General features: G+C 67.4%; 22 protein-coding genes. 11 read left to right on the top strand and 11 right to left on the bottom strand.

Annotated features, from left to right (window positions below):
- Nucleotides 1-18 precede the first annotated feature (18 nt).
- Entirely contained in the window at nt 19-678 is a 660-nt protein-coding gene (locus KKR91_RS04760; protein ID WP_237687492.1) for a carbonic anhydrase, read from the bottom strand.
- Between the two features lie 35 nt (nt 679-713).
- A complete protein-coding gene (locus KKR91_RS04765) occupies nt 714-1,298 on the bottom strand; it encodes a DUF4245 domain-containing protein (RefSeq protein ID WP_237687493.1) in 585 nt (194 codons plus the stop codon).
- Nucleotides 1,299-1,463: 165 nt separating this feature from the next.
- Here KKR91_RS04765 and glpX point away from each other — a divergent pair, with 165 nt between their 5' ends.
- Entirely contained in the window at nt 1,464-2,504 is a 1,041-nt protein-coding gene (gene glpX / locus KKR91_RS04770) for a class II fructose-bisphosphatase (RefSeq protein WP_210230290.1), read from the top strand.
- A 301-nt stretch (nt 2,505-2,805) separates the two neighbouring features.
- On the opposite strand, the gene KKR91_RS04775 is transcribed toward glpX, so the two are convergent.
- Both KKR91_RS04775 and KKR91_RS04780 read right to left on the bottom strand, forming a co-directional pair.
- Nucleotides 2,806-3,132 carry a hypothetical protein gene (locus KKR91_RS04775; RefSeq protein ID WP_210230292.1) on the bottom strand — a complete coding sequence of 109 codons (327 nt, stop codon included), beginning with the start codon at nt 3,130-3,132 and terminating at the stop codon, nt 2,806-2,808.
- A gap of 187 nt (nt 3,133-3,319) precedes the next feature.
- The gene (locus KKR91_RS04780; protein ID WP_210230294.1) at nt 3,320-4,171 is read right to left on the bottom strand and encodes a TspO/MBR family protein; all 852 of its coding nucleotides are present in this window, start codon (nt 4,169-4,171) and stop codon (nt 3,320-3,322) included.
- Between the two features lie 76 nt (nt 4,172-4,247).
- Here KKR91_RS04780 and KKR91_RS04785 point away from each other — a divergent pair, with 76 nt between their 5' ends.
- Nucleotides 4,248-5,276 (top strand): lipid II:glycine glycyltransferase FemX, encoded by a 1,029-nt coding sequence (locus KKR91_RS04785; protein WP_210230296.1) that lies wholly within the window; start codon nt 4,248-4,250, stop codon nt 5,274-5,276.
- Between the two features lie 186 nt (nt 5,277-5,462).
- Here KKR91_RS04785 and manA read toward each other — a convergent pair whose 3' ends face one another.
- The 4 genes from manA to KKR91_RS04805 form a co-directional block, all read right to left on the bottom strand.
- Nucleotides 5,463-6,812: a mannose-6-phosphate isomerase, class I gene (manA, locus tag KKR91_RS04790; RefSeq protein ID WP_210230298.1), complete on the bottom strand. Its 1,350-nt coding sequence runs from the start codon at nt 6,810-6,812 to the stop codon at nt 5,463-5,465.
- A gap of 65 nt (nt 6,813-6,877) precedes the next feature.
- On the bottom strand, nt 6,878-8,533 hold the full coding sequence (locus KKR91_RS04795) for an LCP family protein (protein WP_210230300.1): 1,656 nt from the start codon (nt 8,531-8,533) through the stop codon (nt 6,878-6,880).
- Nucleotides 8,534-8,542: 9 nt separating this feature from the next.
- Nucleotides 8,543-9,067 carry a 5-(carboxyamino)imidazole ribonucleotide mutase gene (gene purE, locus KKR91_RS04800; RefSeq protein WP_210230302.1) on the bottom strand — a complete coding sequence of 175 codons (525 nt, stop codon included), beginning with the start codon at nt 9,065-9,067 and terminating at the stop codon, nt 8,543-8,545.
- Complete coding sequence (locus tag KKR91_RS04805) at nt 9,064-10,188, bottom strand: 5-(carboxyamino)imidazole ribonucleotide synthase (protein ID WP_237687583.1); 1,125 nt, start codon at nt 10,186-10,188, stop codon at nt 9,064-9,066. Before KKR91_RS04805 ends, purE begins: the two co-directional genes overlap by 4 nt.
- A 235-nt stretch (nt 10,189-10,423) precedes the next feature.
- Here KKR91_RS04805 and KKR91_RS04810 point away from each other — a divergent pair, with 235 nt between their 5' ends.
- The gene (locus KKR91_RS04810; protein WP_210230305.1) at nt 10,424-11,041 is read left to right on the top strand and encodes a GtrA family protein; all 618 of its coding nucleotides are present in this window, start codon (nt 10,424-10,426) and stop codon (nt 11,039-11,041) included.
- Here the strand turns inward: KKR91_RS04810 and KKR91_RS04815 are convergent.
- Nucleotides 11,019-11,765 carry a TIGR03089 family protein gene (locus tag KKR91_RS04815; RefSeq protein ID WP_210230307.1) on the bottom strand — a complete coding sequence of 249 codons (747 nt, stop codon included), beginning with the start codon at nt 11,763-11,765 and terminating at the stop codon, nt 11,019-11,021. The genes KKR91_RS04810 and KKR91_RS04815 overlap by 23 nt on opposite strands.
- Nucleotides 11,766-12,075: 310 nt before the next feature.
- On the opposite strand from KKR91_RS04815, the gene KKR91_RS16960 reads away from it, so the two are divergent.
- Genes KKR91_RS16960 through KKR91_RS04830 form a run of 3 tightly spaced genes read left to right on the top strand, consistent with a single transcriptional unit; the run spans nt 12,076 to nt 17,767 of the window.
- The gene (locus KKR91_RS16960) at nt 12,076-12,615 is read left to right on the top strand and encodes a WhiB family transcriptional regulator (RefSeq protein WP_237686583.1); all 540 of its coding nucleotides are present in this window, start codon (nt 12,076-12,078) and stop codon (nt 12,613-12,615) included.
- Nucleotides 12,615-16,103 carry a glycosyltransferase gene (locus KKR91_RS04825; protein ID WP_210230775.1) on the top strand — a complete coding sequence of 1,163 codons (3,489 nt, stop codon included), beginning with the start codon at nt 12,615-12,617 and terminating at the stop codon, nt 16,101-16,103. The genes KKR91_RS16960 and KKR91_RS04825 overlap by 1 nt, the downstream gene beginning before the upstream one ends.
- Nucleotides 16,103-17,767, top strand: coding sequence for a DUF5719 family protein (locus KKR91_RS04830; protein WP_210230309.1), 1,665 nt, complete (start codon nt 16,103-16,105; stop codon nt 17,765-17,767). Before KKR91_RS04825 ends, KKR91_RS04830 begins: the two co-directional genes overlap by 1 nt.
- Before the next feature lie 6 nt (nt 17,768-17,773).
- Here the strand turns inward: KKR91_RS04830 and KKR91_RS04835 are convergent, their stop codons facing one another.
- Nucleotides 17,774-18,340: a metallopeptidase family protein gene (locus tag KKR91_RS04835; RefSeq protein ID WP_210230311.1), complete on the bottom strand. Its 567-nt coding sequence runs from the start codon at nt 18,338-18,340 to the stop codon at nt 17,774-17,776.
- A gap of 131 nt (nt 18,341-18,471) precedes the next feature.
- Between KKR91_RS04835 and KKR91_RS04840 the strand changes: the two genes are divergently transcribed.
- The 4 genes from KKR91_RS04840 to KKR91_RS04855 all read left to right on the top strand — a co-directional run bounded on the left by KKR91_RS04840 (nt 18,472) and on the right by KKR91_RS04855 (nt 22,013).
- A complete protein-coding gene (locus KKR91_RS04840) occupies nt 18,472-18,855 on the top strand; it encodes a DUF3499 domain-containing protein (protein ID WP_210230313.1) in 384 nt (127 codons plus the stop codon).
- 97 nt (nt 18,856-18,952) lie between these two features.
- Nucleotides 18,953-19,129 (top strand): Trm112 family protein, encoded by a 177-nt coding sequence (locus KKR91_RS04845; protein ID WP_215057279.1) that lies wholly within the window; start codon nt 18,953-18,955, stop codon nt 19,127-19,129.
- Between the two features lie 34 nt (nt 19,130-19,163).
- Nucleotides 19,164-20,642 (top strand): adenosylhomocysteinase, encoded by a 1,479-nt coding sequence (ahcY, locus tag KKR91_RS04850; RefSeq protein WP_210230315.1) that lies wholly within the window; start codon nt 19,164-19,166, stop codon nt 20,640-20,642.
- Nucleotides 20,643-20,771: 129 nt separating this feature from the next.
- Entirely contained in the window at nt 20,772-22,013 is a 1,242-nt protein-coding gene (locus KKR91_RS04855) for a L,D-transpeptidase (RefSeq protein WP_210230317.1), read from the top strand.
- 9 nt (nt 22,014-22,022) lie between these two features.
- Here KKR91_RS04855 and KKR91_RS04860 read toward each other — a convergent pair whose 3' ends face one another.
- Nucleotides 22,023-22,826, bottom strand: coding sequence for an RDD family protein (locus KKR91_RS04860; RefSeq protein WP_210230319.1), 804 nt, complete (start codon nt 22,824-22,826; stop codon nt 22,023-22,025).
- Between the two features lie 70 nt (nt 22,827-22,896).
- Here KKR91_RS04860 and KKR91_RS04865 point away from each other — a divergent pair, with 70 nt between their 5' ends.
- Nucleotides 22,897-23,892, top strand: a complete 996-nt coding sequence (locus tag KKR91_RS04865) for a stage II sporulation protein M (protein ID WP_210230320.1) — start codon at nt 22,897-22,899, stop codon at nt 23,890-23,892.
- The last annotated feature ends 60 nt before the right edge of the window (nt 23,893-23,952 follow it).

Genomic DNA, 23,952 nt, shown 5'->3' on the forward strand with positions numbered 1-23,952 from the left:
TCGGCCCGGTCACCGTCGTCAGGCCCGTGGGGAGCGCAGCACCGAGGGGTGGGCCAGGGCGCCGAACCCGGAGACCAGGTCCGCGGCGCCTTCAGCCAGCCGGTAGGAAACGCCGATGACGGCGGTGCGGCCCTCTTCCACTGCCGCGGCGATGAGCTGGGAGCTTTCCACCAGGCGTTCGGCGGTCTGCTTGGTGTGCTCCACGACCATGTCGTTGACCTCGGTGAACCCGTTGCGCTGGGCAGCCAGGACGGAGGGGGTAATGCGCTCCACCAGGTTGCGGATGTGGCCGCCGGGCATCTCCCCGGTATCCACCGTCCGCTTGGCTGCGGTCACTGCGCCGCAGCTGTCATGGCCCAGGACCACGATCAGCGGGACGCCGAGGGTGACGACGCTGTACTCCAGGGAGCCGAGGACGGCGTCGTCGATCACCTGCCCCGCGGTACGGATGACGAAGGCGTCGCCCAGGCCGAGGTCGAAAATGATCTCGGCGGCCAGCCGGGAGTCCGAGCAACCGAAGATGACGGCAAAGGGGTTCTGCTCATGGATCAGGGAGCTGCGGCGGTTGGCGTCCTGGTTGGGATGAGAGGAGTTTCCGGCTACAAAGCGGGCGTTGCCTTCATGCAGTGTCTGCCAGGCCTGGGCGGGGGTAATAACGGGATCAGTCGTTTCAGTCACGCTACTTAGCGTAGTCCCCGGGCCGTAGGGAACGACTACTTGTTACCCAGCTCCCGGACCACGGCTTCGGCGAGGACGTCGAACTCGGCCAGGTCGGCTTCTCCGCTCAGGACCACGGTCATGCCGTCCTGTTCCAGGATCAGGCTCGCTTCGCCCTCCTCGGAGTCCCGCAGCTCCCAGGTGCTCCCGCCGGCAGCGCGTTCACCGGCCACCTTGGCGTTGTCGGACATCTGGGCGATCCAGGTCGGGTTGCCCGCATCGGTCTGGGCAAGGCTAATAAAGTCTGATCCGGGAGTGACGTAACCCACTTCCCAAACGGGGACCCCGCTGGTCCCGGCGGCCTCCCAGCGGGCGTAGTTCGAACTCCAGCCCTCGGGCAGCTCCGGCGCGAGCGGCGCGTAACCGGCGTCGCCGGCCGCCTGGTTTGCGATCTGCGACACGTCGACGTTGCGGGTCTGCGCCGTAGGGGTGGGGTTGAGCAGGACCGGAACCAGGACCAGTGCCAGCGTCAGGCCGGTGGCAATCAACATGCCGATCACGCTCGCATTGGCCCGTTTGGCCTGCTTGGGGGTCAAAACGGGGGTTACGGGCGTCTCTTGGTCCTGCTGCTGCTCACTCACCCTCCCATGATCGCTTATCCGGTGCTCCAACTCCTAGTTGGAGCGCAAGCCCCATTCCCTCAATCTGCGCGCACTGGTGGTGGCGAAGGCCACTCAGACTATGATCGGAGCAAGGATCAGCCGTTTTTGGTTGTTCACCAAACGGTTTACATCGAAATTTCGAAGATGAGGTTAGACGTGTCCAAAGGCGCTCAGTACTCCACACTTTCCCCCGCCCTGGCAGTCGGGGACAACGAGCCGGACCGGAACCTGGCGCTTGAATTGGTCCGGGTTACCGAAGCAGCCGCCATCGCCGGCGGGCACTGGGTCGGGTTCGGCGACAAGAACGCCGCCGACGGCGCTGCCGTCGACGCAATGCGTTCACTGATCTCCACCGTCTCCTTCAACGGCGTTGTGGTTATCGGTGAAGGCGAAAAAGACGAAGCCCCCATGCTCTACAACGGCGAGCACGTCGGTGACGGCACCGGAGCCCTCTGCGACGTCGCGGTGGACCCGATTGACGGCACCCGCCTGACGGCGCTGGGCATCAACAACGCGCTGGCCGTGCTGGCGGTGGCTGAACGCGGCACCATGTTCGATCCCTCCGCGGTGTTCTACATGGAAAAGCTGATCACCGGCCCCGAAGCCGCCGACATGGTGGACCTGCGCCTGCCGGTCAAGCAGAACCTGCACCTGATCGCCAAGGCCAAGGGCAAGAAGATCAACCAGCTCAACGTGATGATCCTGGACCGTGACCGGCACAAGCCGCTGGTCCAGGAAATCCGCGACGCCGGAGCCCGCACCCGGATGCTGATGGACGGCGACGTCGCCGGCGGCATTGCCGCAGCCCGCGAGGGTACCGACGTCGATGCGCTGATGGGCATCGGTGGCACCCCCGAAGGCATCATCACCGCCTGCGCCATCAAGACCCTCGGCGGCGTCATCCAGGGCCGGCTGTGGCCGACCTCCGATGAGGAGAAGCAGAAGGCCATCGACGCCGGCCACGATCTGGACCGCGTCATGTCCACCAACGACCTGGTCACCAGCGACAACTGCTACTTCGCCGCCACCGGCATCACCGACGGCGACCTGGTCCGCGGCGTGCGCTACAAGAAGGACCGCGTGTTGACGCAGTCCATCGTGATGCGTTCCAAGTCCGGCACCATCCGCGTGGTCGACGGCGAGCACCAGTCCCACAAGTGGGAGTCCTACGCACGCCTGAAGTAAGCCTGCGAGCAGGCTCCCGCCGTTTGCCGGCCACAAAAGCCCCGGAACCGCTTGGACGCGGTTCCGGGGCTTTTCCGTGTGCCGGCTCAGCGTCGAGTGTGCAGCTGTGGTGGGATACGGCCAAAGTCGTGATCCGAGTGTGCAGCTGTGGTGGGCAAATTCGTGTTTTGGCCGCCAGAGCTGCACTCTCGGTGCGGGTTTTTGACTGAAAGCCGCCGGAGCTGCGCTCTCGGTTCCACCGCCGCACGATCCGGGGAGGCAGAGGCATGCGTAGTCTGCACGAGGGCTCCGGGGGAGGCTATCAAACCTGATCCGCACCGGGGATCCTGGGAAGCAGCACGGCAGCCGGGACAGCGCCGTCGGCAGCCCTGTCAGCCTTGTCCGCCCTGTCCGCGCTGCCCACCGATGCGGCAGCAGGTGCCGGGAGTAGGTCAAAGGCCGCCCGGGCGGAGGGGACGCCGTTCACCTGCAGAGTCACGGCATGCGGGCCGGGACGATAGCGGCGGGTGGTGATCGGCCGGAACGAGTGCTCGCGGGCGACGTCCAGGGTTTCCCCGGGGCCCAGGGTGGCGGTGGTCAGCTTGAAGGTCTTGCCGGTCTGGGTTCCGTTGGCTTTGCGGTGATGCACGATGTAATCCACGGCTAGACGGGCGGGCCCTGACCCGGTGTTGCGGATGGAGGCTGTGAAGCGGACTCCCCTCCAGCGGAACCGAGGTGGCGACCGAACGGCGGACGTACTCGCTTTCATCCCGGTACAGCGCATCGAGGATCGGCACTGTGGCGCCGCGGGCCGCAAAGGGCGGTTCAGGGACGAGTCAGGGGAGGGCGGGGGCCGGGGCCGGGCGGATCCGGCCACGGCCCAGCACCCGGTAGGTTCCGGCCGCGAGGACCACGGCGATGGCGGCAAGCACGGCTGCGACCGCGGTGCCGCTGGAGAGCAGTTCGCCGGTGAGGCGGGAGACCGCAATCCAGGACAGGCCCCATGCCAGGGCGGCCGCCGGAGCGAGCCTGCCCCGCCCGTAGGCGGCCAGGCCGACGCCCACAGCGGCCACCACCGCGAGGATGCCGATTGACCACACCTCCGGAGCCAGGCCGAGGCCGTCAAACCCGGAGTCGGTGAGCGCAGCGGCAACATTGGCGCAGGTGGCCACCGATACCCAGCCCAGGTACAGCCCCAGCGTGCCGTCAACCACTACGGCTTCGAGCCAGTTAGCCGCCGGCGAGCGTGAGTAGCGGGCGAAGCAGGCCGCCAGGACTGCCAGCAGGACGACAATGACCAGCACGCTGATTCCCACCCAGCCGGCCTGGACGCTGAGGATCCACGCCGCGTTCAGGAGCAGGGACGCGGCGACGAGCCAGCCGAGTGAGCGCTGCCGGCCAGAGGTGCGCTGGGACGGCAGCCACTGCCAGATTGTGTAGGCCCCGAGCCCGGTGTAAATCACGGACCAGATGGAGAATGCGCCGCTGGCCGGGGCGAGATAGGTGGCATCGGCGTTGAGCGCACCGCCCGCGGCCTGGGCAATCGGGGTGCCGCCGAACACCCCGACGCCGATCATGGACCCGACAATGCCGACGACAAAACAGACGGTGACGGTGAGCTGCCGGGCCAGATCGGTACCCCGGGAACCGGGAGCCGCGGAGCGCGTGTCAAAGGATGAAGTAGTCATAGTCGAGCGTAGCAAGTGGCCGGTGCCACAGAGCAGCCGCACCGGCGGGCTGGGCATCCCCGGTAGGCTGGAAAGCATGACACTGCGCGTTACACCCTGCTCCGACTCTGCCAGCTGGAACGAAGCCGTCAACGGTTTCAACGGACATCCGCAGCAGCTGTGGGGGTGGGGCAAGACCAAGGCCGAGCACAACTGGAGCGTTGACCGCCTCCTGGTGGCGGACGACGGCGGCAAGGTGGTGGGCGCCGCCCAGGTGCTGCTGCGCCGGCTGCCGTTCCCATTCAAGGCGCTCGCCTACATTCCCCGGGGCCCCCAGTCTGTTGCCGGCCGCGAGCTCGAGGTCCTCGACGCCGTCGCCGGCTACATCAAGTCTGCACATTCCCCCGTGGCACTGAGCATCGAACCGGACTGGGATGCCGACGGCGACCTGGTAGCCGGCCTGCCGGCAGCCGGTTTCCGGCCCTCGGCCAACACCATCCTGATCGGCCGCACCCTGATCCTGGACCTGTCCCGCACCGAGGATGAGCTGCTCGCGGATATGTCGAAGAAGCACCGGCAGTACATCCGCAAGTCCGGCCGCGAGGCGCTGGAGTACCGGCGCGTCACGCGCGCCGAAATCCCCAACTGCCTGGCGGTGTACAAGCAGACCGCGGAGCGCGCCGGCTTCGGCATCCACGAAGACGGCTACTACCTGGACATCTTCGACAACCTGGGCGAGGACTCACCGGTTTATGCGGCGTTCAGTGGCAACGACGTCGTTGCCTTCCTGTGGCTGTCCACCAGCGGCTATACCGCGTTTGAGCTGTACGGAGGCATGACCGAGGAGGGCGAGCACCTGAGGGCGAACTACGCGCTGAAATGGCACGCCATCACGGAAATGAAGGAACGCGGGATCATCCGCTACGACTTCAACGGGCTGCTCAATGACGGTGTGTCCAAATTCAAGATGGGCTGGGCCAAGCACGAGAACCAGCTGGCCGGCACTTGGGACAAGCCGCTGTCCCCGCTGTACCCGGTCTTCACCACTGCCCTGCCGCTGGCCAAGAACGGGCTGCGGAAACTGCGAGGACTGGCTTCAGCTGCGAAGGCGAAACTCCGCCGCTGACCTTCCGTGGCCGGTCGCGGGGTGGCCGGGGGCCGGATAGGGGCGTGATCTCAGCACTCGGCAGCGAGTGTCGAGCTCACGCCCTTTGCCTTCGACCATTGCCGGGATCACGCCCAAAAAGCTGCCTGAGAGGGGCGCGACGTCAACACTCGATGGAAGATGCCGGCCCGGAAACCCGGCAGGCGGCTAGAAAACCAGGCGGGGCTCCACGGGCCCGGCCGCATCGGGGCCCTGGGAGCCCACGGTCACCGCGAAGGCGAGGGCGCCGTCGTCGTGCTGTGCCGAATGTGCCGAGAGCTTGGCGATCACCGGCGCCTCTGCTGCGGGAATGAAGGCGCTCTGCCCGGTCTCCAGCACCAAATCACCTTTGGGCGAATCCAGGACCACAGTGCCGCGGACCACGATGACAATGGTGGGCCCGTTCTGCAGCACGGAAACATCGGAACCTGACATCGACGCCGCAGGGGAGTAGCCCTCGCCCTGGTCCTGGGCGCGCTGTTCCAGCTCAATCCGCTGGAGCTGGAACTCGGCGAACGGCGGGCGGTACAGCTCCTGTCCCATCTGCGTGTAGTCGGCCGCCAGCACGGGCACGGGCAGGGGCTGGAAATCGATGGTCCGCAGCAGTTCCGGAACGTCAATGTGCTTGGGCGTCAGCCCGCCGCGCAGGACGTTGTCCGAGGAAGCCATCACCTCGATGCCGAGGCCGTTCAGGTAGGCATGGACGTTGCCCGCGGGCAGGTACACGGCCTCCCCGGGCTGCAGCGACGCGCGGTTCAGCAGCAGGGACAGCAGCACCCCGGGATCGGCGGGGTAGTAGACGTGCAGTTCGAGCACCGTCACGAGTTCCTTCGCAAACGGTGCCAGGTCCGCGGGATCGGCGGCGGCCAGGGCATCGGCGGCCACCGTGACCGTGTGCCGTACCTCGGGACCGTCCTGGATCAGGGTGCTGAAGACGTTCCGCAGCCGGTCTGCGGGGTCATGACCACTGGACAGTTCCGCTACGGCCCACGTCAGCAGTTCAGGCACCTCTGCCCGCGTGTCTACCGCGCGCACGACGGCGCGGAAGAGTTCGGCGGCCTCATCGGGGGCGCGGAATCCGCACAATGCTTCGAACGGCGTCAGCGCAAAGATCATTTCCGGTTTGTGGTTGCGGTCCTTGTAGTTGCGCTCCGGCGCTCCGCGGTCCACGCCCGCGGCATCCTCGGCGGCGAAACCGGCACGGGCCTGCTCCGCGGTGGGGTGCACCTGCAGCGACAAGGGTGCCCCGGCCGCCAGGACCTTGGCCAGGAAGGGCAGGACATCGCCGTAGGTTTCCGCTGCCTCCCGGCCGAGCATCTGGTGCGGATCCGCAGCGATCAGCTCATCGAGTGTCTGTGCCGCCGGAACCGGCGGCACCAGGGCCGACGGAGCGCCGGGGTGGGCGCCGATCCACAGCTCAGCTTCCGGCTGGCCCGAGGGCTCCCGGCCGAAAAGCTCGGCCATGGCCGTCAGTGAACCCCACCCGTAGGGCCGCAGTGTGTTGTTCAGCAGGTACATGGCTCTCGTTTCGGAACGGGTGGGCGGACGGGCGGACGGCTGGGACGGTACGGCGAGGAGAGCGGTTACCCGGGACTGCACACGCCGTTGTTGTCCAGCAGCGTGCTGAGGGTGGCATCGTCCTGGATTTCCGCCAGGTACTGCAGGTATTCCACCGTGATCTCCTCCTGTGCCGTGCCGGGATCGGCGACGGCACCGGACTCGGCACCAATATCGGTGCTGTTGTCAGTGGGGGCCTCCGGTGCGGCAGCGCTGTCATCAGCAGGCGCCTGCTCAGCGGGCGCTTCTTCTGCCGGGGCCTCGGGAGCGGGTGCCTCTTCTGCGGGTACTTCCTCCGCCGCCGCAGCCTGGCCGGAGATCATCTGCGCAACCCGGGCATGGATGAGGTCGAAGTCCGGGTAGGTCACAAAGTTGTCCGCCGCGGTACCGAAGTCCGGCGGGCCGATGGTCAGCCGCTCCATGGGCTGTCCCTTGGCCTTCAGCGCCAGGTCCAGGAAGCTGCCCAGCTGGTCCTGCGGAAGGTCGGTCTTGACGATCTGTTCGCCGGCGGCGGCAATCGCCTGGAAACGGGTCAGCAGTGTCGCCGGATCGAGCTGGGCAACCATGGCCTGCTGGACGCATTGCTGGCGGGCGATGCGGTGGTAATCGGTGACGAATTCGCGGGACCGGGCATACCAGAGGGCTGTGTAGCCGTCCATCTTCTGGGTGCCTGGCGGGATCCAGCCGTCCGGCGGGTAGTGCCGGTTGGTGCCGGGGATTTCACCGGCGGTGATGGGGACCCAGCCGCCGGCGTTGATGGTGATGCCGCCCATCGCGTCGACCAGGGTGGAGAAGCCCTCCATATCCACGATCACGTAGGCCTGGACTTCCAGCCCGAGGATGCCGGACGCGGCATCCATCATGGCTTCGGCACCGGGGTCGGCGGATTCCGGATACAGGTCCGCGTGGTTTTCCATGACCGTCTGGTAGAGGCTGTTCAGGATGCACTCGTCGCCGCAGTTGTACCCGGAAGGGTAGATGTCGGCCAGCGGAGAATCCGCCGGGAACGGGGCATTTTGGAAGTTGCGGGGAAGACTGAAGGTGATGGACTTACCAGTTTTGGCATCCACGCTGATCACCGACATGCTGTCCGGGCGCAGGCCGGTGCGGTCCTCGCCGGCGTCGCCGCCCATCAGCATGAAGTTGTAGCGGCCGTCGACTGGATCAAGCGAGGGGCCGGAGGCGAAGATGGTGCCAAACGCGCTCCGGCTGACGTTGAGCATGTACGCGCCGTAGGCCAGGCCGCCGCTGGTGCCGACCATCAGGACGGCGAGCAGCCCGGCGACCAGCGGACGCATCCGCCGCTCCAGCAGGGGTGGCCGGATGATGCGCAACGTGTTCAGGAACAGCAGCGCCCAGCCTGCGGCCAGCAGCACCAGGACCACCATCAGGATGAAGGAGGCCCAGCCATTGGTGACAATGTTCACCAGCAGCGCCCTGTCGGTCAGCGCCAGGACCAGTGCAGCAGCCAGGAAGAACCAGACGGTGAAGGTCACCTGCAGTGCGCGCCGGCCGAGCCTCCGGTTACCGGCTACCACCTGGGCGGACCCGGGCAGGACGAGGGTCAGCAGCAGGAGGATGAAAGCCCGCTTGGTGCGAACGCCGGAAGGCGCAGTCTGCGGATTGCGCACCGGATCGGTGAGCATTCCGGCGCCGTCGTGATGCATGTTCTTCTGACCCATTGACCTGTCCTAGTCGGTGCCGACGGCGGTGCGCAGCTTCGCACCCTTGGCCAGCGCGGTCTGCCGCAGCCCCGCGGCGAACTCGAGCAGCTGCTGCTGGAGTTGGGCAGCGAGCGGATCGGTGCCGGCGGCAAGGATCCGCACCGCGAGCAGTCCTGCATTCCGGGCTCCGCCGATGGAGACAGTGGCCACCGGCACACCGGCGGGCATCTGCACGATGGAGAGCAGCGAATCCATGCCGTCCAGGGTTTTCAGCGGTACCGGAACACCGATCACCGGCAGCGGGGTCACCGCTGCCAGCATGCCCGGCAGGTGCGCGGCGCCGCCGGCACCGGCAATGATCACGCGCAGGCCACGGCGGTGCGCCTGCTGGCCGTACTCAATCATTTCAAGCGGCATCCGGTGGGCCGAAACGACGTCGGCCTCGTAGGGGATGTTGAACTCTGCCAGGGCGGCCGCGGCTGCGTCCATCACCGGCCAATCGGAGTCCGAACCCATGACGAGCCCGACCAGTGGGGTGTTCCGGATGCTCATGAGTTCTCCTTCTGGGAATCGGTGCCGTCGCGCAGGATGGCGGCCGCGTGTTCCGCGCTCCGCCGTACCCGGGGCAGGTCCGCAGCGCTGCGGCCCACCACATTGACATGCCCGATCTTGCGGCCCGGGCGGACCGCTTTGCCGTAAGCGTGGATTTTGGCTGCCGGCTCGGCAGCCAGTGCAAGAGCATAGCTGCTGAACAGATCCTCGTTGGCACCGCCCAGATAGTTCTTCATGACGACGACGTCGCCGAGCACGTCCGTGGCGCCCAGCGGGAGGTCAAGGACTGCCCGCAGATGCTGCTCAAACTGCCCGGTGACCGAGCCGTCCATGGTCCAGTGCCCGGAGTTGTGCGGCCGCATGGCCAGTTCGTTGATGAGGAAGCCCTCGCCCCGCCCCGGGGTCTCGAAGAGCTCAACCGCCATCACGCCGGTGACGCCCAGTTCGGCGGCGATCCGCAGGGCAGCTGCCTGGGCCGCGGCGGCGACCGACGGGTCCAGGTCCTGGGCCGGAGCGATGACTTCGTCGCACACGCCGTCCACCTGGATGGAGTGGACCACCGGCCATGGCACTGCGGTTCCGCCCGGCGTGCGGGCCACCAGGGCGGACAGTTCACGGCTGAACGGAACCTTTTCTTCGGCCAGGAGGGGGCCTCCGGTGAACCAGTCTGCAGCTGCGAGGGCTTCCTCGGCGTCCGCGATAATCCGCACGCCCTTGCCGTCGTAGCCGCCGCGCGGAGTCTTCAGCACCACGGGCCAGCCGATCGCCTTGCCGAAGTCCACCAGTTCGGCGGTGCCGGCCACGGCGGCCCAGCGCGGGTTGGGCAGGCCGAGGCGTTCCACTGCGGCGCGCATGACCAGCTTGTCCTGTGCATGGATCAGCGCCTCGGGGGAGGGCTGGACATTCACCCCGGCGGCGGCGAGGGAACGCAGATGTTCTGCAGGGACATGCTCGTGGTCAAAGGTGAGGACGTCGACGTCCGCGGCGAAGGCGGAAAGCGTCGGCAGGTCGGTGTAGTCACCCACAACTGCCCGGGCGACGGCGGGTACGGCGCACGCATCAGCTCCCTCAGCGAGGACTCGAAGATCAAAACCGAGGGCTGTTGCAGCCGGGGCCATCATCCGGGCCAGCTGGCCGCCGCCGACAACGCCAATAATAGGGAAGTTCACGGTCCAAGGTTACCGAAAAGAGACAGAAAACCCCTTCACCGCCTCCGCCGCGGGCCCAGTCTTCAGCAAACGCCCGCAAACCGGAGGTAACATTGAGCCTTACCGTCTGCCTTCAATGTGCGGCGGATTCTTGTGTCCAGCTCAGGCAATCCCGGCCAGCGGCGCACCAACGGCCTCGGAGGAACCCTTGTTATCATCACTGTCCACGCGTTTCAGAGGCCTTTTCTCCCTGTTTTGGCGGGAAGTATCCAAGTTCGGCACCGTGGGCGCCTTCGCCTTCGTCCTGGACAACGGCCTCTGGTGGATCCTGCTCCACGGACCCCTGGACGGCAGCGCCACCAAGGCCCGGATCATCAGCGCCTGCACGGCAACCCTCTTCTCCTGGGTGGCCAACCGCCTGTGGACCTTCCGCCACCGGCGCCAGGCGAACATCACCCGTGAAGTGGTGCTGTTCTTCATCATTAACGGTGTGGGCATCATCATCTCCAGCGGCTTCACCTGGATCGCCCAGTACCCGCTGGGCATCACTGACGCGAAGTGGCTCGGATTCGCCGGTGTCGTTGGCATCGGTGTGGCTACGATCCTGCGGTTCTTCGCCTACCGTTTTTGGGTCTTCAATGCCGAGCTGGACGACGAGCCCGGCTTCCAGACAGACCACGAGCTGCTCGATGATGCCGGTTCCAAGAATCCGGCACGCCCTATGGAGGCCGAAACCACTCCCGGCAGCACCAGCAGCGGTTTCCGCGCCGGCGGCGCAGGGTCCAGCATGGAAGCCGAGCCGACTAGGCCTGAAGCCGCGCCGTAATCCGCTCGGCGGCCAGCAGCCGCTCGGTCACTTCCACTTCTGAAGCCGCCAGCACAATGGTGCCGCCGGCAGCCCAGGTCCGCAGCGCCGCAGTGAGCACCGACGGCAGGTCCACGGAGGCGGGGATGAGCAGCGTCTGGCGCGTGCCGCCGTCGGCCGCTTCGGCCAGCTGGCCGTAGCTGAGGTTAAGGCCCGAGCCCAGGAAACTGTGCAGCGCTGTATAGCCCTCCTCTGCTTCCTCCCCGGACAGGTAGGTGTCGGCATAACTGCGCACCTCCGCCGCGTAATCCACTGCCCCCGCCGGAAGGTCTCCGGGCCAGCGCAGCTCCAGGGCGCCCTGCGCCACGGCCACCACGGTGCCGCCGGCGGTGTCGAGCAGCTCCTGGGACGCGGTCACGGTAACGTCCGAAACGGCAACGTCTGCGGCCGCACCGCCTGGATGCGCAGGTTCGCCGAGCTGGACCGTGCACCCGGTCTGCCAGGCAGCCAGTGCCCAGACCAGGGTCTTCCAATGTGCCGGCAGATCAAGCCGGATCCGGATGCCCGGTTCGGCGTCAAGTTCGTCAACCAGCAGGTTGGACGTCTTCGCCACCCAGTTGTCCATGACCTTGCCGGACAGCTCGATCCGCTCTCCTGAGGGTCCGTACCAGATCAGCGCCGGGGACGTGGCTTGGCGGGTACGCAGCGTGGACAGCAGGGCGGGGACGGATGGCTGTGCAGGCATGGAGTCTCATTTCGTGGACATGGTGTGGCGCGGAACTTACGTAGGTGCGCAAAAATCGGTGTTGATCCCGGCAAATGCAATAGCGGCGCGCCGGGGAAGCGGGCTGAAATCCGGGCGTGGCGTGCCCCGGATCCGCGGACTTGACTCTATAGGATGCCGAAACAGCTTGACGGCATCGTATTACACGCGTGTAATTAGGTGAATCGGATTTGTTCCGGCAATCCACCACCGATATGCATTCCACGCAGGCTGATTGTGCCTGGCGCGGCTCAAGATCCGCTGCAGGGACAATAACACCGGGAGGACTTCCATGGGGCAGGCAGAATACACGCACGATCAGTCCATTGCCGCACAGGCATCAGCGAGCTACGGCTCTCGGGGCGTGCCTGTGGACTGGTATGTGGACCCCGCAGACCCCGGTGCGGCTGAGCGGTACCGCCGGGATGCGGCGGGCCTTGAAGACCAGGCCACCGCCTTCCTCGCGGCCCATGAGGCCCTGGCGCCGGACACTGAAGAGCAGGATCTGCTCCTGGATCCTCCCGTTGCCCTCTTTCCCGCGCCGGCGGAAAAGGACTCCCGCCCCGTCTGGATTGGCCTGCCGGGCCTGGGCAATGACTACGACGACGGCGGTGAACTCGGCTGGCAGTCCGACGCCCTGTGCGCCCAAACGGATCCCGAAGCCTTCTTCCCGGAAAAGGGCGGCTCCACCCGGGACGCCAAAAAGGTCTGCGCGGCCTGCAACGTGCGCTCCCAGTGCCTGGAATATGCGCTGGCAAATGACGAGCGGTTCGGTATCTGGGGCGGCCTCTCCGAGCGAGAACGCCGCCGGCTTCGAAAGCAGGCAGTCTAATTCCTTCGCACGTTCGTGTTTGCGCCGTTGTTGTAGCCCACAACGGCGCACAGTACCTTTCCGAAACACTCACCGCGCTGGCCGGCCAAACCCGGCCAGCTGATTTCTGTATCGGCGTCGACGCCGGGTCCGCCGATGCCTCGGCAGCTCTGCTGTTGCAGGGGCTGCCGTCCGGAAGCCCCATAGTGACCGTCCCGGCCCGAAGCGGCTTCGGCGAAGCAGTGCGCGCAGGCCTTGCCGAGCTTCCCCCCGCCGCGGAGAACGGAACCGTGGACTGGCTCTGGCTGCTCCACGATGATTCAGCCCCCGCCCCGGAGGCACTCGAGGAACTTCTCCTGGCCGTGGAGCGCGCTCCCTCGGTCACCATTGCCGGCACCAAGCAGGTGGACTGGGAGAACGAACGGCGGCTCGTGGACGTCGGAGTTTCCATCAGCCGGTGGGCCGAACGCGTCACCCTCATCGACGCTGACGAACTGGACCAGGGCCAGTACAACGCCCGCAGCGATATCTTCGCCGTGAATTCAGCCGGCATGATGGTCCGCCGGGACGTCTGGGACGCCTTGGGCGGCTTCGACCCCGCCCTGCCCGGCACCGGCGATGACATAGACCTGTGCTGGCGCAACCGCCTGGCCGGGCACCGCGTCGTCGTCGTTCCGGCTGCCAGGGTGCGCCATGCCGGAAACCGGCCCAACACCGCCGCCTCTGCCCGGGCCTCCCGACGGGCCGAAATCTTCCTCCGGCTCAAGCATGCAGCCCTGTGGCAGGTGCCCTTCCTCGCCGTCGGGGCAGTCCTGGGCGGCTTCGGCCGGCTCTTCCTTGGCATGCTGGCCAAGGATCCCGGGTACGCCGTCGGCTCCCTGACCTCCAGCATCGGCGCCGTCCTGCGCCCGGTGGACCTGTACCGCTCACGCCGTGCCGCCGCAGCCACCCGGACCCGGCCGCGCAGCGCCGTCAACGCACTGCGCAGCGGCCGGCGCGAGGTCCGCGAACACCGCCGGTCCCTGTTCGAATCTGATCCCACGGCACCGGCGGGGGACTTCCCGGGCCTCGTGCCCGGAACCGGCGATACCGGGCTGGCCGGTACCAGCCGGGATGCCGGGTCCTTGGAACCCAGCGGCGACTCCAACGACGACTTCGCCTCGCTCGCAGCACCGTCCCGGACCTGGGTGGGGGTCGGCGCCGTTGCCGCAGTCCTGCTGCTGCTAGCTGCCTCGTTGATCGGCATGTACCGGTTTGTCAGCGCTCCGGCCTTGGCCGGAGGAGCCTTGCTGCCGCTGTCCGACAGCCTCGGCGCGATCTTCGCCAACGCCTCCACCTGGTGGATTGAACTCGGATCCGGATATCCCGGCCACGGCGACCCCTTCGACTATGTATTGTGGCTGCTCGGCGCCGCCGGCCTGGGCCAGACAAACACCGCAGTCGTCGCCCTGGTGCTGACCGCCCTGCCGCTGGCCGGGCTCAGCGCCTGGTTTGCGGCCGGCGCCTTCACCCGGCGCCGTGGCCTGCGCTTTTGGGCCGCTCTGTTCTGGGGCTCCGCGCCGGCTCTCCTGGCCGCGTTGGGAGATGGCCGGCTCGGCGCACTGATCGCCCATATCCTGCTGCCCCTGATCGTCCTGGCGATGGCTCGTGCCGTGGGAAGCGGACAACCCGCCGCCCCGGCGTCCGAGACCGCCGGCACCGGCGCGCCGAGCTGGACCGCCGCCGCCGCTGCGGGATTGCTGCTGGCAGCAGTCACTGCCGCCGCGCCGACGCTGTTCCTCCTTGCGGCCGTTGCCGTCCTCGTGGTGTCGCTGCGGCTGCGCCGCCGGGCCCGGACCCTGTGGTGGTCCCTGCTGCCGTCTGCGGCCCTGCTGCTTCCCGTGGCGCTGTCCACGCTGGACCGGCCACGGGCCCTGCTGGCTGATCCCGGTGTTCCGCTCGGCTTTGATCCCGCACAGCTGTGGCAGCAACTGCTGGGCTTCCCGGCCGCATTCGACATCAACGGCCCGCTGCCGATGCTGGGCTTCCTGCCCGCAGGGCCGTGGGCGCTGGTACTGGCGCTGGTTATCGGAGCTCCGGTCCTGCTGCTGTCCGCCGCCGCACTCTTTACCGGACCCCGCACGGCCGCGGCCCGGCTGGCGTGGGGCCTGAGCCTCGCCGCCCTGGCCTTGAGCGCGCTGTCCGCCTTCGTCGCCACCGGCACCGCGCCGGGTGTGCTGGTCACGCCGTTCCCCGGCCCCCTGGTTTCGGCCGCCGTCCTGCTGCAGCTGTGCGCAGCGCTCCTGGCCGGCGACGCCCTGCTGAACAGACCCTCCCGCGCCGCTTCGGGCGCCGGCCGGGCGGACGCTTCGGGCCGGACCCGGCCGTCCGGCCGTCCAACCGCCGTGCTCTTGGGCATGGTGCTGGCGCTGGGTCCGGCCGCAGGCCTGGTGCTGTGGAGCGTGCCGCTGGCCACGGGTACCACCGTGGCTGACGGCAGCAACGGCGTTCACGGCGCCCTGCCGCTGGTCTCCGCGACAGCGGAACGGACACTGCCTGCCACCGCCGCGGACAAGGGAAACAGCGGCAACCGCACGCAAACCCTGCTGCTGCGCACCGATGCGAACGACAATGTCACCGCAGCATTGATGCGCGACGGCGGTACGACCCTTGACGGGCTCTCGGCGATCTACGCTGCACGAACCATCACCGGTCCCGTGAACGGGGAAGGTCTGGCCCTCGACGATGACGCCAGTGCCGACCTCAGGCGCGCTGTCGCGATGATCACTGCCGGCACCGGAGTGGACCCCCGCGCGGAGCTCTCCCGGCTGGGTGCGGGCTACGTCGTCCTGCAACAGTCCGATACCTCGGCCGAACTGCTGGCCAGCAAGATGGATTCCGTACCGGGCCTGGCTCCGGTGGGGCAGACTGGTTCGGGCTGGCTGTGGCGCGTGGTCGGAACGCTGGATGAGAAGGGCACCGAGTCACTGTCCGAAGACACCGGCCGGGTCCGCATCATCGCCGCAGACGGCAGCGTCCAGGCCGTGGTGCCTTCACAGCGCACCGGCGTCAGGACCAGCATCCCTGAAGGAGAAGAAGGTCGGCTCCTGGTCCTCTCCGAACGCTCCGACACCGGCTGGCAGGCCACGCTGAACGGCTCGGAGCTGCCGGCCACCACGCAGGGCTGGGCACAGGCCTTTGAACTTCCCTCCTCCGGCGGGGAACTCGAAGTCCAATACCGATCGGTTTGGGAACCCTGGCTGGGTGCCGGCCAGGCGCTGGTCCTGGCGCTGACCGTGCTGTTGGCAGTGCCGACCCGCACCCGCACCGGAACCCTCCGTCTGCCCGGCAGGCAGGAACCGGTCCGACGGAAGGCAACCGGTTCGCCGGCCGCCGGCGCCGACACCCACGCTGCCGCTGCCGACACGGTACCGGCGGCAGAAACGCTTCCTCCCGGGCAAAGCCGCTCGGACTCCCGGGCAAGCATAGGGGCCTCCGGGGAACCCGGCACGCGCGAAGGAAAGCACTGATGAGCCAGAAAAACCCGCAGGAATTCTCCGGGCAGAAGGAAAACGCCCCGGAGAAGTCCGCTCCCACGGGCAACGTCCAGGCAGGCGGCCGGAGTGAAATCCGCAAGCGGCGCCGGCAGCGGGCGGCAACGGCAGCGGCCGGCGTGCTGGTCCTTGCCGCCGCGGGCGCCGTAGTGGCCGGATCCCTGGTGGTTCCCACCGGCGAGGCCGGCGGCCCGGTGGACATCGCTGCGGCAGATGTGCCCGCGGGCCCACTGACAGCTGTCTGCCCGGCGCCCCTGCGTCTGCTGACGGGCAGCGTGGCCGGAACGGATCCCCAGTTCAGCCCGGTTTCGGAATCAGCGAAGACCAATCTCAGTGCCGTGGTGCTCAGCGGTCCGGGGAACCCCGTTCCAGTGTCCGAGCTGCTTCAGCCTGATGCCACCACTTCAATCAAGGCCATCGCTGAAAACGTGCCCGATGCCCGGCCGCTTGCCGGGGTCCGCAGCGCCGGGGTCCTCAACGGCTTCTCCGTCTCGGACACCACGCTGCTCAGCGCCGAACCGTCCGGCACCCTGCAGGCCACGGCCAACGCCGTGGTGGGGTTCAGCGCCACCGACGGGGACCTTTCCGGTCTCGCCGCGGCAAACTGCCAGTCTCCGGGCAACGACATGTGGCTGATGGGTGCCCGCACCACTGTGGGCGCCACGGCTGTATTGCGCCTGACCAATCCCTCCGAAAGCGCAGCCACCGCTGACCTGGAACTCTACGGTTCCAAAGGACGGATAGAGGAGGGTGCGGGCAGCCGTGGAATCCTGGTTCCGCCCGGCGAAACCAAGCAGATTGTCCTGGCCGGCCTGGCCGCGAACGAGGCCAGCCTCGCCGTCCGGGTGCGCACCTCAGGCGGGCCGGTTACCGCATTGGTGCAGCAGAGCATCCTGCGCGGTGTCACGCCCGGAGGCGTGGAGCTGATCCAGCCGGCCACCCCCGCGTCGCCACAGCAGGTGATCAGTGGTGTCCGGATCCAGAACCCCGCTGATACCAAGAAGGTTGCAGCCCAGAGCGGTTACGAATCGGTCGCTCCGGCCCTGCAGGTCGCCGTTCCCGGCAGTACCAACGCGGTGGTCTCGGTCCGGATCCTCGACGCCGGCGGCGACGTGAGCGTGCCCGGAGGCGGAGTCTTTACCGTTCCCGCCGGCGGCGTCGGCCAGCTGCCGCTGGACTCCCTGCCGGAGGGAACCTACGCGGTGGAGGTGACAGCGGACGTATCGGTGGTGGCCGCAGCGGTCACCGGCCGGGGCGCCAAGGAGGACGCCCCGGTAGATCTGGCCGTGGCGCCGGCCGGTGAGCGCCTGGGCAGTGAGCACCTGGCGGTATTGACGGAAGGGGCCGAGTCTGTGCTGTCGTTTGCCGCGCCGTCCGGTGCCGCTGAAGTGCGCCTGACCGGGGTTGGCAAGGATGGAAGCCTGAAGGAAGAGCGCGTCGTGGCGGTCAAGGGCGGTTCGACCGTTGCCGTGAAGCCGGCCGACGTGGGCTCCGACCTTGCTGCCCTGCTGGTGAGCACCACGGGAGACGCCGTGTACGGTGCCCAGGTCCTCACCTCCGGAGATGCCGGTGTCTCGGTGCTCCCGCTGCCCAAGGGCAATGTGGGCGGCCTGAGTGTTCCGGTGGGGCTCGGCTACTGAGGACAGCTAGAACGGACGGAACCGGCCATAGGTCGGGTCCACCGTTTCGGGATCCATTCCCATGAGCAGGGCAAGTTGCTCCACCACCACGTCGTGGATCAGCTCGCTGACCGGAACCAGGCCGCGGGCCGCCGACTCTACCGGATGCCGGTACACGGTGATTACGGCAGGCCGGGGACCCTCCGCGGGTGCGCCGGCGGCGCAGGGGATGTGGCCACCGGTCCGGGCAAGTTCCTCCAGGCCAGGCGGGATGTCCTGCACCACGAACTGGTAGGACTGGATGCTCTCGCCCCAGAGCCGCTCCAGCCGTTGGGCCGATTCCAGCACCCAGAGGTCGAAGCGTTCCGAGCGGGACCTGAATCCGGCCAGATGTGCGGGAACCAGCTCCCCGCGCAATCCGCGTCCGTGCCGGTTGCGGCGGCGGCGGTGATAGGGGCGCGGGCGTACTGAGGCCCGCGTGCCAGGTCCGGCGGCCGGGGGAGCGGAGGGGTCGGCGGGGCCGGTCACCGGGGGATCAGCCGGCAGGCCATTCTCGGGGCCGAGGTACACCCTGAAGGTTTCTCCGGTGGACATACAAGAACTGTAACCGCTGCGCCCCGGTCACGGCACTGCATTTTTGGCGGGGTGCCCGCGGCATTTATGCAGGGGTGCTCACCGGCGAGCCTGCCCGGGCATCGTTCCCCGGGCGGGTAGAGTAATCCTCCGTGGAATCCTTAAGACTGTGCTCAAGATCAGCGTGCCGACAGGCAGCTGTTGCCACCCTGACCTACGTCTATGCAGATTCCACTGCCGTGCTGGGGCCGCTTGCCACCTACGCCGAACCCCATTGTTACGATTTGTGCAGCGCCCATGCCGCGCGCCTGACGGTCCCGCTGGGGTGGGAAGTCCTCAGGCTGAACCTCTCCGGACAGCCCCGCAGCGCCAGCCGCGATGATCTCTCCGCACTCGTGGACGCCGTGCGGGAAGCCGCCGCAGAAGAGCCCGTTGCAGAGGCACCCAAACGTTCCGGCCGGCACGCCCTGGAACCGCCCGCTGATGCTGTCGGCGGCCGCCGCTCACACCTGCGGATGCTGCCCGAACAGAGCTGACCGCAGCGCCGGCCGGCAGCTAAAGGATAGTCTGGGGTCCCTGCGCCGCGCTTTTTACAGGCGGCATCTACGTATCCAAGGAAGTGCGGTTACCCCCATGGCTAAACTCAGTGCCGATATCATGGCCGTTTTGCGTTGCCCCGTGACCGGCTCCGCGCTGGAGGAGGAGGACGGCTGGCTGGTCTCGACCGTTCCGGATGCTTCCGGCGCCCGCCTCCGGTACGCCTTGGAAGAAGGAATTCCCGTGCTGCTGGCCCCTCGGGCCACAGTTTAAGCATCCGACACACTCCAAACTGAGGATCTTCCGCGTGAGTATCGATTTCAAAGTTGCCGACCTGTCCCTGGCCGAAGCCGGACGCCACCAGATCCGCCTGGCCGAGCATGAGATGCCAGGCCTCATGGCCCTGCGCCGTGAATTCGGTCCCTCCCAGCCGCTGAAGGGGGCGCGGATCGCCGGCTCCCTGCATATGACCGTGCAGACGGCCGTGTTGATCGAAACCCTCACCGCCCTGGGCGCGGAAGTCCGCTGGGCCTCCTGCAATATCTTCTCGACCCAGGACGAGGCCGCAGCCGCCGTCGTCGTTGGCTCCGGAACCCCGGAGGAACCGGCCGGTGTGCCGGTCTTCGCCTGGAAAAACGAGACGCTGGAAGAATACTGGTGGACGGCGCAGCAGATCCTGACCTGGCCCGAGGGATCCGGCGGCCCGAACATGATCCTGGACGACGGCGGCGACGCCACCATGCTGCTGCACGACGGGGTGAAGTTCGAAGCCGCGGGCGCCGTGCCGGAGAACCCGGTCGAGGGCGACCCGGACTACGCGCATGAATACACGATCGTGCTGGACGTACTGCGTAAGTCCCTGGCCGAAAACCCGGGGAAATGGACCGAAATCGCCAAGGGCATCCGCGGCGTCACCGAGGAAACGACCACCGGCGTCCTTCGGCTTTACCAGCTCGCCGCCGAGGGGCAGCTGCTCTTCCCGGCCATCAACGTCAACGACTCGGTCACCAAGTCCAAGTTCGACAACAAATACGGCATCCGGCACTCCCTCCCGGACGGACTGAACCGTGCCACCGATACCCTGATCGGCGGCAAGGTGGTTGTGGTCTGCGGCTACGGCGACGTCGGCAAGGGCGCTGCCGAAGCGCTGCGCGGCCAGGGAGCACGGGTGATCGTCACGGAAATCGATCCGATCTGCGCCCTGCAGGCAGCCATGGACGGCTACCAGGTGGCCAGGCTGGAATCAGTGCTTGGCTCCGCCGATATGTTCATCACCGCCACTGGCAACAAAGACATCATCATGGCCGAACACATGGCCGGGATGAAGCACCAGGCAATCGTGGGCAACGTGGGACACTTCGACAACGAGATCGACATGGCCGGACTCGCCAAGGTTCCGGGCATCCGCAAGGTCGAAATCAAGCCGCAGGTGCACGAGTGGATCTTCGATGAGGGAACCGACTCGCAGCGCAGCATCATTGTGCTCTCCGAGGGCCGGCTGCTGAACCTGGGCAACGCCACCGGACATCCGTCCTTTGTCATGTCCAACTCCTTCACGAACCAGACCATCGCGCAGATTGAGCTGTTCACCAAGCACGGCAAGTCCGTGGAAGAGGGCGGCTACGCCAACCAGGTCTACGTGCTGCCCAAGGTGCTGGACGAAAAGGTGGCCCGCCTGCACCTGGACGCCCTGGGGGTTGAACTGACGCAGCTGTCCAAGAGCCAGGCCGAATATCTTGGCGTGGACGTGGCCGGGCCCTTCAAGCCGGAGCACTACCGCTACTAGCACCACCCGGTACTGGAACCGGCGGCCGGACCGCGACACACGGACGGCCGCCGGGTGGCCGATGGCGTAAAATGTGCCGGGGGCCAAGCGTGCTCCGCGTTTAACGAGAGCACCGGGAAAGTAATGGTTATGGCAAAGGGTTCACACAGCCGCAAAGGCTGGATTATCGGTTCAGTCGTCGCCGGAGTTCTGCTTTTGGGCGGCGGCGCAGCAGCCTTCACGGCCTCATCCTGGACGGGCGGGACCGGCACCGGGGCCTCGGAGTCCTCGACCTCCGCTTCCGCCAGCCCCAGCAAGCCTGCCGTCCCCAAACCGGTGGCAGTGGTGACGCCGGACGCCGGAGCGGTCGAAGTCAATCCGGTCACCGCCCCGGTCATCACCGTGAGCGAAGGGACCGTGAAGTCCGCCGTCCTGGCCCCTGAATCCGGCGGCGAGCCGGTCCCGGGAGAGCTCAGCGCCGGCGGCACAGTCTGGACCGCGTCCGGCAAACTGGCCTTCAACACCGCCTACGCCCTGAAATACACGCTGGCCGACGCCAACGGCGACACCAGCACCGAGACCCGGAAGTTCACCACCGTTTCCGAGGCCAACGAGGCCAACGCCTTCATGTACCCCGCCTCGGGCTCCACCGTGGGCACCGGACAGCCGATCGAGCTGAGCTTCAGCGAACCCGTCCTCAATAAGCCCGCTGTGGAAGCTGCCATCACCGTGACCTCGACCTCCGGGCAGGTGGGGGCGTTCTACTGGATCAGCGACACAAAGGTCCGCTACCGGGCCGAGGAGTTCTGGGCGCCGAACAGCACCGTGACCGTGGATATGCAGCTGTTCGGCGTGGACTTCGGCAACGGCATGATCGGCAACTTCAACGAAACCGCCAGCTTCACCACGCACAACACCCGGCTGGCCGTCGTGGACAACGCAGACAAGATGATGCGCGTCTACATCGATGGCGTGCTCACGCGGACCTTCCCGGTCACGCTGGGCACCCAGGACTGGCCCTCCACCATCGGCTACCACGTGATCATGGACCAGCACGAAACCATCCCGTTCCGGGCCGAGTCGATCGGGCTGAAGCCCGGCGACAAGGACTACTACGAGCCGGTCACCGCCAAGAACGCCTCCCGCCTGTCCCAGGGCGGGGCCTTCATCCACGAGGCACTGCCTGCCGCCCAGTCCATCCTGGGCGTGATGAACGTGTCCCACGGCTGCATCGGGATGAGTCCCGAGGGCGCGAAATACATGTACGACAATTTCGACGCCGGCGACGTGGTCCAGGTCCTGAACACCGGCTACGGACCCATGTTTGTCTGGGACGGCTTCGGCGACTGGAACGTGCCCTGGGCGGAGTGGGTCAGCCAGCCCAAGCAGTAGGGGCGGCTTCTACTGCTCGAAGGGCAGCCGGTGCAGCCGGCGCCCGACCCTCTCCGATTGCTCCCGCTGCCGGGTCAGGGCGCGGAAACTGCGCTCGCGCCGCTCGACCATGACCGCGCGGAGATAGTCTCCGGCGGCAGTGCCGGGCGGAGGCTGCGGCGAGACGAAAGCAGCAACCTCCGCCGCCAGCTCCGCGGCCAAAGCGGCACGGGAGCGCGGGGAGAGCCTGGCGCTCTGGTCCAGGAAACGCGACACCCGCCGGGCCAGGGCATCGGGCAGCCGGCCAATGTCGGCAAGCCCGGCCCAGCCCCTCAGGGCCGGCGGCATCACGGCCGGCACAGGTGCGGGAGCGCCCACCCGCTCCCGAAGGGCGTACGTTCCGGCCATCAGGTCCCCGAGACGCTTGGACTTCTCATTGAACAACGCCACCACAAAGGCAAGGGACCCGGCGGTCAGGTAGATTTCCAGCACGGCGGCCATGCCGCGGATAAACGCGTGGCGGAAGCGCACCGCCCCGCCGTCGTCACGCACTATCCGCAGTCCCATGGCCAGCCGGCCCAGCGACTTGCCGCGGGACAGCGTCTCCACAGCCACCGGAACCACCACCAGGACCAGCACCACGATGACCAGGATCAGTGCCCGGCCCAGCGCGGGATCCAGTGATTCGCTCAACGTCTGCGCGAACAGCACCAGCAGCGCCAAAAGCAGCAGGAGCTGGACAAAGACATCGATGATTGAGCTCAGGGCGCGGGCGGCAAACGACGCCGGCCGCAGCTCCAGGACCACTGCCTCTCCGGTGACGATCGAACTCACGGTTCTCCTCCTGGCCGGCGCTGCGATGGAAAGTCCACTGTACCCAGCAGGCGGGCGCTAGGGTGTAAGCGTGGATATGGAATCCTTCAGCGCCGTACATGCCTCCGACTGGCAGCGGCTGGACGAGCTTGCCGGGCGGCGCCGGCTCAGCGGCGAGGAAGCCGATGAGCTGCTGCGCCTCTACCAGCGGACCTCGGCCCACCTGTCCATGGTCCGTTCCGTGGCCCCCGAGAGCCCCCTCTCCGCCACCCTGTCCATGCGGCTGTCCCGGGCACGGACCCGCTTCACCGGTGCCCGGTCCAATGTCGCCGAGGACCTGGTGCACTTCTTCGTTTTCGCGCTGCCGGCGGGCTTCTACCGGGTGCGGTGGCTCACGGTTGCCGTGGGTGCCGTCTTCATCCTGATCGCCGTGCTGGCCGGAATCTGGGCCGCCACCACGCCGGGGGTCATCGCGGCGACTCTGGGGTCGGAGAGCGAGATCCGGCAGTACGTCGAGCAGGACTTCGCGGCCTATTACACGGAGAACCCCGCGGCCTCCTTCGCCGGACTGGTCTGGACCAACAATGCGTGGATAGCACTGCAGGCCGTAGCCTTCGGCATCACCGGGATCTGGGGCCCGTTTGTGCTCTACCAAAACGCCATGGGTGTCGGAACCGCTGGCGGCGTCATGGCTGCCTACGGCGAGCTGGGCCAATTCTTCTCCCTGATCCTGCCGCACGGCCTGATGGAGCTGACGGCAGTGTTCATTGCCGTGGCCGCAGGGTTGCGGATCTTCTGGGCCTGGGTGGCGCCCGGCCGGCGGACCCGCGCGGCATCACTGGCTGCCGAGGGGCGGTCACTGTTCACCGTGGCCCTGGGCCTGGTGATCGTGCTGTTCCTGTCCGGGCTGGTGGAGGGCTTTGTCACCGGATCGTCGATGCCGACCTGGCTGCGGATCGGCATCGGAGCAGCACTGCTTGCCGCCTACTGGGCCTACACGCTTATTCTGGGCGGCCGGGCCTACCGGGCAGGGCACCGGGGAGACCTGTCCAGGCGGGACACCGGGGATGTCCTGCGCACCGCGTGAGCCGTCATGCCGGCACTCATCCCGCTGCTCAAGGAACCAAATAGGTAACGGTCCGCGCAG

It is taken from the genome of Arthrobacter jiangjiafuii (assembly GCF_018622995.1).
Taxonomy (GTDB): Bacteria; Actinomycetota; Actinomycetes; order Actinomycetales; family Micrococcaceae; genus Arthrobacter_B; species Arthrobacter_B jiangjiafuii.

What these genes read in the sequence shown, in the direction of transcription:
- KKR91_RS04785 (WP_210230296.1), top strand. Translation starts at nt 4,248, where the DNA reads ATGACACTGCGCGTTACACCCTGCTCCGACTCTGCCAGCTGGAACGAA.
- KKR91_RS04855 (WP_210230317.1), top strand. Translation starts at nt 20,772, where the DNA reads ATGGCAAAGGGTTCACACAGCCGCAAAGGCTGGATTATCGGTTCAGTC.
- KKR91_RS16960 (WP_237686583.1), top strand. Translation starts at nt 12,076, where the DNA reads ATGGGGCAGGCAGAATACACGCACGATCAGTCCATTGCCGCACAGGCA.
- manA (WP_210230298.1), bottom strand. Translation starts at nt 6,812, where the DNA reads ATGTACCTGCTGAACAACACACTGCGGCCCTACGGGTGGGGTTCACTG.
- KKR91_RS04830 (WP_210230309.1), top strand. Translation starts at nt 16,103, where the DNA reads ATGAGCCAGAAAAACCCGCAGGAATTCTCCGGGCAGAAGGAAAACGCC.
- KKR91_RS04845 (WP_215057279.1), top strand. Translation starts at nt 18,953, where the DNA reads ATGGCTAAACTCAGTGCCGATATCATGGCCGTTTTGCGTTGCCCCGTG.
- KKR91_RS04835 (WP_210230311.1), bottom strand. Translation starts at nt 18,340, where the DNA reads ATGTCCACCGGAGAAACCTTCAGGGTGTACCTCGGCCCCGAGAATGGC.
- glpX (WP_210230290.1), top strand. Translation starts at nt 1,464, where the DNA reads ATGAGGTTAGACGTGTCCAAAGGCGCTCAGTACTCCACACTTTCCCCC.
- KKR91_RS04795 (WP_210230300.1), bottom strand. Translation starts at nt 8,533, where the DNA reads ATGGGTCAGAAGAACATGCATCACGACGGCGCCGGAATGCTCACCGAT.
- purE (WP_210230302.1), bottom strand. Translation starts at nt 9,067, where the DNA reads ATGAGCATCCGGAACACCCCACTGGTCGGGCTCGTCATGGGTTCGGAC.
- KKR91_RS04805 (WP_237687583.1), bottom strand. Translation starts at nt 10,188, where the DNA reads ATGATGGCCCCGGCTGCAACAGCCCTCGGTTTTGATCTTCGAGTCCTC.
- KKR91_RS04815 (WP_210230307.1), bottom strand. Translation starts at nt 11,765, where the DNA reads ATGCCTGCACAGCCATCCGTCCCCGCCCTGCTGTCCACGCTGCGTACC.
- KKR91_RS04780 (WP_210230294.1), bottom strand. Translation starts at nt 4,171, where the DNA reads ATGACTACTTCATCCTTTGACACGCGCTCCGCGGCTCCCGGTTCCCGG.